Origin of the sequence: Cohnella xylanilytica (assembly GCF_014212175.1) — a bacterium.
In the GTDB taxonomy this organism is placed as follows: Bacteria; Bacillota; Bacilli; order Paenibacillales; family Paenibacillaceae; genus Cohnella; species Cohnella xylanilytica.
In genome coordinates this window covers 1-11973 of record NZ_JACJVR010000056.1, presented here as the reverse complement: position 1 = coordinate 11973, position 11973 = coordinate 1, and the positions used below count along the sequence as shown (strand labels likewise).

Annotated in this window: 11 protein-coding genes; 3 read left to right on the top strand and 8 right to left on the bottom strand. The window is 60.9% G+C overall.

Annotated elements, in window-relative coordinates; translation table 11 throughout:
• Positions 1-15: 15 nt before the first annotated feature.
• Positions 16-1125 (bottom strand): BMP family lipoprotein, encoded by a 1110-nt coding sequence (locus H7B90_RS14525; RefSeq protein ID WP_246578483.1) that lies wholly within the window; start codon positions 1123-1125, stop codon positions 16-18.
• Positions 1126-1329: 204 nt separating this feature from the next.
• Complete coding sequence (locus H7B90_RS14520) at positions 1330-2259, bottom strand: nucleoside hydrolase (protein WP_185136611.1); 930 nt, start codon at positions 2257-2259, stop codon at positions 1330-1332.
• A gap of 261 nt (positions 2260-2520) precedes the next feature.
• On the opposite strand from H7B90_RS14520, the gene H7B90_RS14515 reads away from it, so the two are divergent.
• Both H7B90_RS14515 and add read left to right on the top strand, forming a co-directional pair.
• Positions 2521-2928 (top strand): DnaJ family domain-containing protein, encoded by a 408-nt coding sequence (locus H7B90_RS14515; protein WP_185136610.1) that lies wholly within the window; start codon positions 2521-2523, stop codon positions 2926-2928.
• A 3-nt stretch (positions 2929-2931) separates the two neighbouring features.
• Positions 2932-3963 (top strand): adenosine deaminase, encoded by a 1032-nt coding sequence (gene add, locus H7B90_RS14510; protein WP_185136609.1) that lies wholly within the window; start codon positions 2932-2934, stop codon positions 3961-3963.
• 128 nt (positions 3964-4091) lie between these two features.
• Here the strand turns inward: add and H7B90_RS14505 are convergent, their stop codons facing one another.
• The 6 genes from H7B90_RS14505 to H7B90_RS14480 all read right to left on the bottom strand — a co-directional run bounded on the left by H7B90_RS14505 (position 4092) and on the right by H7B90_RS14480 (position 10924).
• Positions 4092-4733, bottom strand: coding sequence for a GTP pyrophosphokinase (locus tag H7B90_RS14505; RefSeq protein WP_185136635.1), 642 nt, complete (start codon positions 4731-4733; stop codon positions 4092-4094).
• 95 nt (positions 4734-4828) lie between these two features.
• Positions 4829-5374, bottom strand: a complete 546-nt coding sequence (locus H7B90_RS14500) for a YfiT family bacillithiol transferase (protein WP_185136608.1) — start codon at positions 5372-5374, stop codon at positions 4829-4831.
• A 23-nt stretch (positions 5375-5397) separates the two neighbouring features.
• Positions 5398-6282 carry an ABC transporter ATP-binding protein gene (locus tag H7B90_RS14495; protein ID WP_185136607.1) on the bottom strand — a complete coding sequence of 295 codons (885 nt, stop codon included), beginning with the start codon at positions 6280-6282 and terminating at the stop codon, positions 5398-5400.
• Positions 6283-6285: 3 nt separating this feature from the next.
• Positions 6286-9174 (bottom strand): ABC transporter permease, encoded by a 2889-nt coding sequence (locus H7B90_RS14490; protein ID WP_185136606.1) that lies wholly within the window; start codon positions 9172-9174, stop codon positions 6286-6288.
• 33 nt (positions 9175-9207) lie between these two features.
• On the bottom strand, positions 9208-10248 hold the full coding sequence (locus H7B90_RS14485) for an efflux RND transporter periplasmic adaptor subunit (RefSeq protein ID WP_185136605.1): 1041 nt from the start codon (positions 10246-10248) through the stop codon (positions 9208-9210).
• On the bottom strand, positions 10232-10924 hold the full coding sequence (locus H7B90_RS14480) for an ABC transporter ATP-binding protein (RefSeq protein WP_185136604.1): 693 nt from the start codon (positions 10922-10924) through the stop codon (positions 10232-10234). The genes H7B90_RS14485 and H7B90_RS14480 overlap by 17 nt, the downstream gene beginning before the upstream one ends.
• Before the next feature lie 262 nt (positions 10925-11186).
• Here H7B90_RS14480 and H7B90_RS14475 point away from each other — a divergent pair, with 262 nt between their 5' ends.
• Positions 11187-11528 (top strand): LytTR family transcriptional regulator DNA-binding domain-containing protein, encoded by a 342-nt coding sequence (locus H7B90_RS14475; RefSeq protein ID WP_185136603.1) that lies wholly within the window; start codon positions 11187-11189, stop codon positions 11526-11528.
• Positions 11529-11973: the final 445 nt, after the last annotated feature.

The following is an 11973-nucleotide window of genomic DNA, read 5'->3' as shown; positions in this document are numbered from 1 at the left end:
GTCATCGGCTGCGGATTATTCAGTCGGAACCTTGATTTCACCGCTTACGATTTTGTTCTTGAACTCTTCCACTTTGTCGAGGATCTCCTTGGAGACGTTCGGGTTGTTGTCCGGCAGGCCTACGCCGCCTTCCGCCAGACCGAGCTCCTTCGCGTTCGCGAGGCCGCCTTGGAACTTGCCGCTCAGCAGGTCCTGGGAGACGGTGTAGACGGCTTGGTCGACCTTCTTCATCATGGAAGTCAGCGTGATGTCGTTGCCGAATTCGATCGATTGGTCCTTGTCGACGCCGATAACCCATACTTTGTTGCCCGCTTTGAAGCGGTCCTTCGCTTCCGTGAAGACGCCGTTGCCGCTGCCGCCGGCCGCATGGAAGATGATGTCGTTGCCTGCGTCGTACAGCGTCGCGGCCGCCAGCTTGCCGAGGTCCGGCTTGCTGAAGTCGCCGACATAGTTAGGCGTTACGACGGCGTCCGGATTGACAGCCGCCACGCCCGCCTTGAAGCCGGCTTCGAACTTCTTGATGACCGGAAGCTCCATGCCGCCGACGAAGCCGATCTTGTTCGTCTTCGTCGTCAGGCCTGCGACGACGCCGACGAGGAAGGAGCCTTCATGCTCCTTGAACGTGACGGATTCGACGTTCGGAGCGTCGACCGTCGTGTCGATGACGGCCAGCTTCGCGTTCGGGTTCTGGTCGGCCACCTTCTTCGCGGCGTCGGCGAACAGGAAGCCGATGCCCCACGTCAGGTCGTAGCCGCCCTTGACGAAGTTGTTCAGGTTCGGCTCGTAGTCCGCGTCCTTCTTGCTCTCCAGGTATTTAACGTCGGCGCCGGTGTCCTTGCTGATCTTCTCCAGCGCTTCCCAGGCTTGCTGGTTGAACGACTTGTCGTTGACGCCGCCAAGGTCGGTGACCATGCCGATCTTCTTGCCCTTGCCGTCGACGGTCGGCGCCGCCGATTCGCTCGGGGACGCGCTGGCCGATTCGCTAGGAGACGCGCTGGCCGACTCGCTCGGAGAAGAGCTGGCCGACGGGCTGGCCGCTCCTTCGTTGTTGTTGCTCTTGCCGCAAGCGGACAGAACCAACACGAGGGACACGACAAGCGTCAGTACCAAACTCGCGGATCTCATTCCTGTTCTCTTCATAACCCCAATCCTCTCCCCATCTGAAAAATGTATTGTATTTGGTGCGCACACGCGGCGCTTCCGCGGCTGGCGGAAGGCGCGCCTGCGCGTGAACCCTCTCGTATAGCTATACCCAATTCCGCCATTCCGCCGATTCGGCGGTTGCAACAAACCGCGGGCATGAAACCGCGGGCATGGCGGTCCGATCCGTCAAGCCTGCTTCATCAACTCGGTGATGTAGTCGAAGAAGCCGTCGCGATCGACGTCGTAGATGAGGTTGACCGGCCTGCCGTCCGGCGCTTCGGCCGTGCGGCCCTGGCGGACGCCATCCGTGTAGACGACGCTGTTCACCGTCTTGACCTTGACCAGGCCGGGATGGCCGACGTAGGCGGCGGTGAGAACGTCCCACAGGTAATAGGTCGAATTCGTCTCGAAAAAAATAAGAGGCGGGACGAGCGCGTAGCACTGCCCGACGAAATCGATCGCTTCGTACTTGCGAAGCTTCGCCCAAGCGGCCCGGACTTCGAGCGTGAGCGGAACCTTGTTCGTGCTCTCGAGCGCGACCATGTCGATGCGGATGCCGCTCTTCCACACGCGCGCCACCGCGTCCGGATCCCAAAAGGCGTTCCATTCGGCGGTGCCGTCGTGCTCCGGCTCCATGACGTTGCCCTTCGGAAGGAACGTCCCCCCCATCCAGACGAGCCGGTCGATCTTCTCTTCGATATCCGGGGCTTCGTCCAGCGCCCGCGCGAGATCGGTGAGAGGGCCGGTGAACAGCAGGGTCGTCTTGCCTTCTTCGCCGCGGACCTTCTCGATCAGGTGACGGTGGGCCGGCAGCTCCGACACGGGAGCTTCCATCTTCCCGGATTCGTTCAGGATCGGGAACGCGTCCACGTAGAAGCTGTGCAGCCTCCACTCCTTGGGGAACGGATTCTTGCCCCGGGAATCCGACTTGGCGACTTCGACGGGGACCTTGCCGAAGCGGTCGATGATCTTGCGGCTGGCGTCGAACGAAGGCTCCAGGTAGCCGTCCGCGGCGATCACGGACACTCCCGTGAGCTTAATATCTGACATCTGAAGCAGCAGCAGAAGGGCGATGAAGTCGTCTCCCCCGCCATCGTGGTTGAAATATACGTTCACAAGCCATCCTCCAAGCGATATCTAACATCGAGGTTACGTCTATCCTATAGCTATTCTTACATAATTTCAAATTCGATTTTCACATTTGTTTATTTAGCCAAATCTATTATCTATTTTTTGTGGAAAAAAATCAATTTATATTTTTATAGACGTAATTATATGTGACATCTGGCAAAATGAACGCCATCCGCGCCTTCAACCCGGCTTTGAGGCATGCTACAATCGGAATACCATCCTCAAGGAAGAAGGAGCCGAGGACGAATGGATTGGATCCGGTCCATCGCGGACGAGCGCATCCGCGAAGCCCAGGCGAAGGGCGAATTCGACGATCTGCCCGGCAAGGGCAAGCCGCTTCCCCCGGACGAATTGGCGTCGGTGCCGGAAGAGCTGCGCATGGGCTACCGGCTGCTGAAGAACGCCGGGGCGATTCCTCCCGAGCTCGAGCTCCGCAAGGAGATGACGACGCTCGAGGACCTGCTCCGCTGCTGCCGGGACGACTCCGAGCGGGAGCGGCTGCGCGAGAAGCTGACGGCGAGCGAGCTGCGGTATCGCTCCCTGATGGAGCAGCGCGGCTGGCAATTATCGGGAGCTTACGAACAATATCGTGAGCGGATGGAGAGCAAAATATTCGACAAACGGGCGAACGCGCCCGATCGCAAGGAGGAATAAGGAATGGACGCGATCAAGCTGCTTCCGAAAGTGGACCTGCACCTTCACCTGGACGGCTGCGTGAAGCCGGAGACGATTCTCGAATGGGCCGCCGCCGAGGGAGTCGCCTTGCCCGCCGCGGACAAGGCGGGGCTGCTCCCGTACATGCAGGCCGACGAAGGCTGCGCCAGCCTGATCGAGTATCTGGGCAAGTTCGCCTTCGTGCTGCCGTTCCTGCAGACCGAGGAAGCGCTGGAGCGCTGCGCATACGAGGTCGTCGAGCAGGCGGCCGAGGACCGCTGCATCTATGTCGAGGTGCGCTTCGCTCCTCTCCTGCACGCGGAGCGGGGCTTGTCCGCGGGAGCCGCGATCGACGCCGTCATCCGCGGCCTGCGCGCAGGCGAAGCGAAGTTCGGCGTCAAGGCGCGGGTTATCGCCATCTGCATGAGGCATCACAGCGTCGAGCGGAACCTCGAGGTGGTGCGAGCCGCGGCGGAGCGGCTCGGGCGCGGACTCGCGGCCGTCGACCTGGCCGGGGACGAAGCGAACCATCCGCCCGGGAAGTTCCGGGAAGTGTTCGCTCTCGCGAGGGAGCTCGGCATCCCGTTCACGATCCACGCGGGCGAAGCCGGCGGCGCGGCCAACGTCGAGGAAGCGATCGTGGGGCTTGGCGCGGCCCGCATCGGGCACGGCGTCCGGGCGCGCGAGAACCCGCGCGTGCTGGAGCTCGTTCGCGAGCGCGGCATCCCGCTCGAGCTGTGCCCGACGAGCAACATCCAGACGAAGGCGGTATCCGGCTGGGACGATTACCCGATCCGCGACTACTTCGACCGCGGCATCCGGGTGACGATCCACACCGACAACCCGACCGTCTCCGGCACGTCCATGACCCGGGAATGCCGCGCGCTCGCCGAGCGCTTCGGCTTCACGATTCCGGAGCTCGCGCGGCTCATGGAGAACGCCGTGGAAGCATCCTTCCTCGGCGAAGACGAGAAAAACGAGCTCATGACGATATTCCGGCAAAAATACGCGGAATTGGATGGGCTGCCGGCGTGAGTTATGTCACTTAATATGACATATAATATGAAATTTATTTCAAAACAAATGCGTTCATTATTACATTTGTGCGCATGACGGAAGCTGACCGATCGCCCCCCCGCGCGCATAGAAAAAGACGCCGGCCATCAATACGATGGCAGCGGCGTCTTCGGCGCGGCGTATTCTTCCGCGCGGTATTCCTGCATCTGCTCGTTCAGCGCGAACATCCGCTTGTCCAGCGACGCGATCAGGTCGGCCGCTTCCTTCAGCTGGCCGCCGATATCGGTCGGGACGTTGGCGTTGAACTTGTAATAGATCTTGTGCTCGAGACTCGCCCAGAAATCCATCGCGATCGTGCGGATCTGGATCTCCACCGGGACGTTGACGCTCCGGTCCGTCAGGAACACCGGGATCAGCACGATCAGGTGCAGGCTCTGGTAGCCGTTCGGCTTCGGCGAAGCGATGTAGTCCTTCACCTCCAGCACGGTGACGTCGTGCTGATTGCTGATCATCTCGCAGATCCGGTAGACGTCGGTCGAGAACGAGCAGATGACCCGAACGCCGGCGATATCCTTGATATGCGCCTCCGCGTTCTCGATCGTCACCTCGTAACCCTTCCGCACCAGTTTGTCGCGGATGCTCTCCGGCGACTTGATCCGCGTCTTCATATGCTCGATCGGATTGTAATTCTGGATAAAGTGGAGCTCTTCGTTCAGGATGTTCAGCTTCGTGCTGATCTCGTCCAGCGCGAACTTGTAATTGAGGAGCATCTTGCCCCATTCCCGCATCTCCTGTGGCTTCAAGCGGCTTGTCTCCCCTTTCCCCGCAAGCAAGCGTAAACCGATAATCCAAGCTTACCACGCCCGCGAGGACGAAGACAAATTTACCAGCCCATCCGCTTCCTCAGCGCGACGATATGGGCCACGTGATGCTTGCCGTGCCAGGCGTAGAACCCCAGGTTCCAGTCGAGCCGAGGGGTCTGCCGGCTGCCCGGATGATAGAACGTCCGCGCGAAATCCGCATCCTCCATCGACTTCAGCAGCGTCGTCCAACGGTCGTGCAGCGCCTCGATCAATGCGAGCGACGGCGCGACCGGATAGCTCTTGGAATCGGCCAGCTCCGCCCAGTCCGCTTCCTCGTACGGCTTGATCGTCGGGTTGTCCTCCGTCAGGCCGAGCTTCATGCGGATCAGGCTGTTCATATGGCTGTCCGCCAGGTGATGCACCACCTGCCGCACCGTCCAGCCCCCCTCCCGGTAAGGCGTATCGAGCTGCTCCTCGCTTAACCCGGCGACGGCCTCCGCCAGCTGCCCGGGCAGCAGCCGGATGTCTTCGATCCAGGCATCGCGCTGCTCCGCCGAGATCGGTCCCTCCTGCTCGTACGTTCCGATCGGGTACCTCAAATCTTCCCTATTCTCCGCGCTACCCACGTTCTCCCTCTCCTCTCTCCGCTTTACGACGCTTCTTCCGGGGGCGTCAGCACGATTTTCCCATCCGCCAGCTCGACCTTCACTTTGTTGCTGTTCTTGATGCCGATCGATTCGAGATAGCCGGAAGGGACCTGCAGACGTCCCGCTTTATCCAATATAGCATATTCGACGTGGGTATCCTCCTCTTGCCCGATTCCCTTCTCCAGCTCCTCGAGCTCCTCCGCGTACGATTTGCGCCGAAGCATCTCGGAGGAGATCTTGCCGTCGCGGATGGCGACGACCCGATCGACCTTCCTCGCGAGGTGGGGATCGTGGGTGACGATGACGATCGTGATGCCGAGCGTGCGGTTCAGCTCGCGGAACAGATCGAGAATCTGGTCCGCCATCTTCGAGTCGACCGAGCCCGTCGGTTCGTCCGCGAGCAGCAGCCGCGGCTGGTTGGCCAGGGCGATGGCGATCGCGACCCGCTGCTGCTCCCCGCCCGACAGCTGGTGAAGCTTGTTGTGCGCCCGGTGCAGCAGGCCGACGGCTTCGAGCAGCTCGAGCGCCCGCATGCGCTTGCGGCGGCCCGACAGCAGAATCGGCAGCTCGACGTTCTCGAGGGCGGTCAGGTACGGAATCAGATTGCGCGCGTTGTTCTGCCAGACGAAGCCGACGCTCTGCCTTTTGTAGCGGACGAGCTCCCTCTCGGTCATCTTCAGCATATCCTGGCCGTCCACGGTCAGCACGCCGGCCGTCGGGCGGTCCAAGCCGCCGAGCATGTTGAGAAGCGTCGATTTGCCGCTGCCGCTGTTGCCGATGATCGCCATCAGCTCCCCGCTCTCCACCTTCAAGTCGAGACCTTGCAGGGCGAACACCTCGAGATCGGCCGCTTTGTAAATTTTCACCAAGCCGTCGCAATGGATCACCGGTCAATCCTCCCCTAGCTTAAGCGCTTGATGGATGCGGGTCCGCGATACCATGAACCCGAGAATGCCGAGCCCGACCAGCAGCATGAAGCCGACCGTCGAATAGAGGCGAACGTAATCCGCCGAGTCGAAGATGACCCGGAACGGGGGCACGAGGCTGCTCGGATTGAAGGCGACCTGGAAGTTCGGCACGTACAGGCCGCTCGCGACGTTGCCGACGACGACGCCGATCAGCACGGCGACGCCCGAGGTAAGAAGCTGCTCGAGCACCAGCATGCCGACCATATGCCTCACCGACAGGCCGATGGCGCGCATGATGCCGTTCTGCAGCGTCCGCCCCTTGAGCGACAACACCCAATAGAGCAGGAAGCCCGTGAAGCTGACGAGGATCGAGATCAGGAACCCGAGAGTCAGAATGCCGTTAAGCGCCATGAGAAAAGGATCGTTCTTCGCCTGGTTCCACTCGATCTCCGTATTCGTCAGCTTGGTGACCGACAATTCGCGGTCTTCGATGGCTTGGTAGAGGGCTTCCACCGAATAGCCCGGCTTCATCTTCAGCCACACCTGGTAGGGCTCCAGGGCGAGCTGGAACTGGATGCGGGACAGGTGCCCCACGATAAGCATCGGAGCGTTAGCGAGCGTCTCGGCGTTGCCCGCGTCGACCGAGCCGATCGGCGGATTCGGGTTAAACGTCGGAAAATAATCGACGATGCCGTACACGACGAACGGCTGGGACGACGTATCGTTCCATCCGATCCAGATCGTGTCGCCTTCCTTGACGTTCTTCTGCTTCGCGAGCGTCCGGGAGATCAGAACGGCCCGCGTATCCGCAGCCATCAGGTTCAAATATTCGTTCAACGGATGGGACAGAAGCCCGTCGCGGAACCAGGCCGTCCTCCCGAAGTCGTCGGTGTCGATGCCGAGCAGCGTCGCGGTGCCGCGTTCCTCTCCCGCGGTGAAGTAGGCGTCCTGCTTCGAGAACACCTTGGCGGCGTGCTCGACGCCGGGCAGCGTGGCGATCGGCTCGTAGGACGGCTCGAGATAGTGGATCGGCTTGGAGACGCCCGACGCCGGTTCCGCTCCTCCTCCGGCCATCGGTCCTCCCGGGGAAGGAGGCGGGGCGTCGCTGATCCAGACGGTGGACAGCGCGATGTCGGCGCCGTTCGCGTACCGGATCCGGTCCTCCGTGTTGTCGTTGATCGTTCTCGCCGCGCTCGCGCTGAAGACGCCGGTGGCGATCGTCAGGATCAGGAAAATCATCAGGAACTGGTACTGGCCGCTCGAACGTCCGACCTGAATCAAGGTCGCATAGGCGGAGGGCCGCCATCGCTTGCGCCCGAGCCAGTAGATCAAGCGAAGGACGTACGGGTAGAGCCGGAGCAGCAGCAGGCCCGAACCGACGGTGAACAGGGCCGGTACGACGAACTGAAGCGGATCGATGTTCAGATCGGAGGCGTTCAGCCCGAGCTTGCGCAGATTGTCGAGGCGCGAGCGGAACGCGTACAAGCCGTAGAGCGCGACGGCGACCAGGACGACGTCCAGGAACAGCTTGTGCCAGAGCGGCGTCCGCTGCCGGCGCGCCAGCTGCTGCTTGTGGCCGACGATCGTCGCTCGCGTCGCGAGCAATACCGGAACGAGCAGCATGACGAAGGCGACGGCGGCCGCGGCCGCTCCGTAAGCGTAGGACTCCCCCGTGACCCTCACCGGCAGCGCCGCGCGCGAGACGAACGACAGGAAGCCGTTCGAAGCCCCGAGCATCTTGGTCAGCGCGAGTCCGACGAGCGGCCCGAGCCCCCAAGCGGCGGCGCTGAGCAGCAGCCCTTCGGCCGAGAAGGCGGCGACGATCTGCCACCTCGCCGCGCCGCGGCTTCTGAGGACCGCGATCTCGTTTTTCTGCCGCTCGGCGATCAGATTGGCCACCATGAACATGTAGAACGCCAGCATGATCAGCACCGGCACGTTAAGCGACCACATCAGCGTGCGCAGCTGCTTCGCCCGCTCGAGGTACTTCTCGATCGTCGCCAAGGCAGGCGTCTTCATATCCGACTGGTAAGCGCCGACTTTGGCGTTCACGTAAGCCTTCACGCTCTTGTCGGCGGCGATGAAGTCGTCGACCTGGCGAAGCTCCATCCCCGAATAATCGAACACGACGTACCATTCGGCGTTGATGACCGGCACGTTGTTCAAGCCGAGGAAGTCGCGGTCCATCAGACCGGAATCGATGACGAGGGAGTTGGCGAGATTGGTAAGGGAAGCATCGCGGAAGTAAGGGTCGTCGTCCCGCTTCTTCTCGAAGACGCCGACCGGCTTGAACTTCATCGGGATTCTCGCCTTGTCGCTCTTGACGACGAAGACGGAATCGAGCACCGTATCCAGATTGTTCAGCCCCGCGTCGGTCACCAGCACCTCGTAGACGCCGTTCACGGGTTCGGGCGACGGCATGCGGCCGTCCGTGAGCCGGATATGCTCGCCAAGGCCGGTCAGGGACGTGAAGCGGAACGACCGCTTCTTCTTCAGGTCCGCTTCCGTCCCCACTTCCGGGAACGAATCGACGGAGCGCGTATTGCGCTGGATGACGGTAAGGTCGACGGGCAGCGAGAAGCTTCGCGCTCCTTCGCCCTTCATATAAGCGTCGATGGCTTCGTTGGCCGCCTTCTTCTTCTCCGGAGGATCCTCCGAGAACGTCGCCTTGACGTACACCGTGCCCGGATAGACGCCCTGGTTCCTCTGCATCGTCTCCAGGTCTTTGACCAGCATGCGCGACAGGATGGCTTCCGAGTAGATCGGCATCGTGCTGACGAGCGCGACGCTGATCAGCATGCCGAGGAACAGGCTGAACGCCAGCCATTTGTTATTGACCATCTTGCGGATTATCATCACGAATAAGGCCACGAGGCAGCCTCCCCGAATTAGAGTGCGAACGGCTTACTGCAGGATGACGACCTCGCCTTCCCGCAGCCCCTTGACGATCTCTACTTCCGTCGGGGTCTGGAGGCCGGCCTCGACGTCCGCTTCCCGCACCTTGTTGCCTTCCTCCAGCGTGCGCACGAACGTGCGGCCCAGGTAGCTGCGCAAGCCGCTCTTCGGGATCTTGATCACGTTGTCCCGCTTGTTGGTCGTGATCTTCACGTCCGCCATCGCCCCGATCTCGACGTCCTTCGGCAGGTCCGACACGTCGATGTAGAGCGTCTTGGCGTACTTCTCCGCCAGCTCCTTGTTGAGGGTCTGCGGCGCGGAGGAGGGCGTCTGGACGACCTTCCCCTTGAACGTATTCAGTCCCCGGTCCGTACTGAGGCTGATCTCGGCCGGGAAGCCGACGTTCACGTTCTTGAGCTCCGGGCTGTCGGTGCTGAGCGTCAGACGAAGCTTCGTCGGGTCGGCCACGATGACGAGCGTCTGGTAGGTATCGACGTAATCGCCCGGCTGGACGTCCTCGACGAACACGACCTGCCCGTCGATGCCCGCCTTCAACAGCTTGCTGTTATACTGCTCGGCGAGCCGGTCGTATTTGAGCTGCTCGATCTCGACTTGCAGCGCGGCCATCCGAATGGCGTCGGGATCCTCGTCCCGGTTGACGCGCTGCTGCTTGAGGGCGTACTTGGCCTTCTCGAGCGCCAGCTCCTGCTCCTTCACCTTCAGGTCCAGGTCGTCCATGACGAGTCGGACGAGCACGTCGCCCTTCTTCACGACGTCGCCGGAACGAACGAGAACGTCCTGGACGCGGCCTCCCTGGCCCGTGAACTGCGCGACGAACGTATGGACCGATTCGAAGTAGGCCGTCGCGTTGATGCCGACGGTGATCGACCCCTTCTCCGCCGGCTTCGTCTGGTAGTTCTCCTTGGCCGGCTTCACGAGCGGCGGGGCGAGCGCGACTTCTTCCTTGGGCAAGAGGGAGCATCCGGACAGCGAGGCGGCCAGGACGGCCGCGAGCGCCAGGCTGGCGGATCGCTTAACAGGTCGGGACAATTTGTCCATCCTCCAATTCGTATACTTGATCGACGATCTCCATGATGGCCGGATCGTGCGTCGTCAGAACGATGGATATGCCGCTCTGCGTCACCAGATCCCGGAACAGCTTGATAATGTGCAGCCCCGTCTTGCTGTCGAGCTCCGCCGTCGGTTCGTCCGCCAGCAGCAGCTTCGGCTTGTGGGCGATCGCGCGGGCGATGGCTGTCCTCTGCTGCTCTCCGCCGGAGAGCTCGAACGGTCGGTGGTGCATGCGCGGCTTAAGGCCGACCTGCTCCAGCGCGCGTTCGGCCGCTTCCTTGCGGTCGCGGGCCGGATAGCCGCTGATCCGGAGCACGAATTCGACATTCTCGTAGGCGGACATAAGCGGGAAGAGCGCGAACGATTGGAAAATAAGACCCATCTTCGTCCGCCTCACCTCGTCCCGGCGGCGGTCCGACAGCGCGGTCAATTCCTCGCCGTCGAACGTGAGGCTGCCTTCGGTCGGGCGGTCCAGCGCGCCCAGAAGGTTGATCAGCGTCGTCTTCCCCGAGCCGGAACGGCCCTTGAGCGCGATAAGTTTTCCTTCGGGGATCGTCAGATGGACCCCCTTCAGCACCTTGACGGCCCCCGTCCCCCGGCCGAACGTCCTTGCCAGGCCTTCCGCCCGGATAATGCTTCCCTCGGCAACGGCCATCTTCGTTGCGGTGCCCCCTTGTCCGGCGTCAACGGCGCCCTTCTCGACTTCCGTTCACCCTTCGTAATCGCTTTCAATCAATACAATAAAAATACCTTCTTTTCACAATAACTGTCAATCGCCCCCTCGAACGAACGTTATCCTAACGAATATATTCATCACTAACATCAAACTAACTTAAAAAATCTCTTAAAATGGACGACCTCTTTATGTTATACTGTAAGCGCTACCAAGCACACTTTCTGAAGGGGGATTTGGAAAGATGGACGTAGCCGTGATCGATTACGAGAATATCGAGCCGCACAAGGACACGCTCTTCTTCAAGGTCGGCGCTCACGGGTTGATCAGCTTCCACGGACGCAACTACAACATCAAAAAGAGAATGTCCGCGGAGCAGAGAACGCTTCTTATGCAAGATCCGTCGTTCTTCCGCGTCTCTTCCGACTGCTACGTGAACGTGGACAAAATCAAGGAGATCGCCGACGATTATCTGTACTTCGGCGACCGCTCCTCCGGCTGCAAGAGGCTGCCCGTCTCGAAGCGCAAGCAGCAGATGATCAAGCTTCGCCTGCTGGAGCGCATGGGCCGGCCCGCGAAGGCTTGACGGCCGAAGCGGCGGCCCGATCGCCGCACCCTGCCGCGAAGGAACCTCCCGAACGCATCCCGAATGCGTTTGGGAGTTTTTTTTTGTGCGGATGACCCTTTCGCTAACGGATCTGCCCGACTCGATTTTGATTTGGGCCCGTCTGCCTCGAGAAGGCGTTTTGCGTGGATTTGTATGAAAAATCATACAGATCCTTCTTGAAATGGCACCTTACTTGAAGGGTGTGTGAAAAAACATACAAATCCTGCCTCGATAAGGCGCCTCGCTCGATGGTTGTATGAAAAATCATACAAATTCCGCCTCGACTTGGCACCTGCCTCGATGGCTGTATGAAAAATCATACAAATTCTGCCTCGACTCGGCACCTGGCTCGATGGTTGTATGAAAAATCGTACAAATTCTGCCTCGATATGGCGCCTTCCTCGAATGTAGCGTGAAAAGAAGT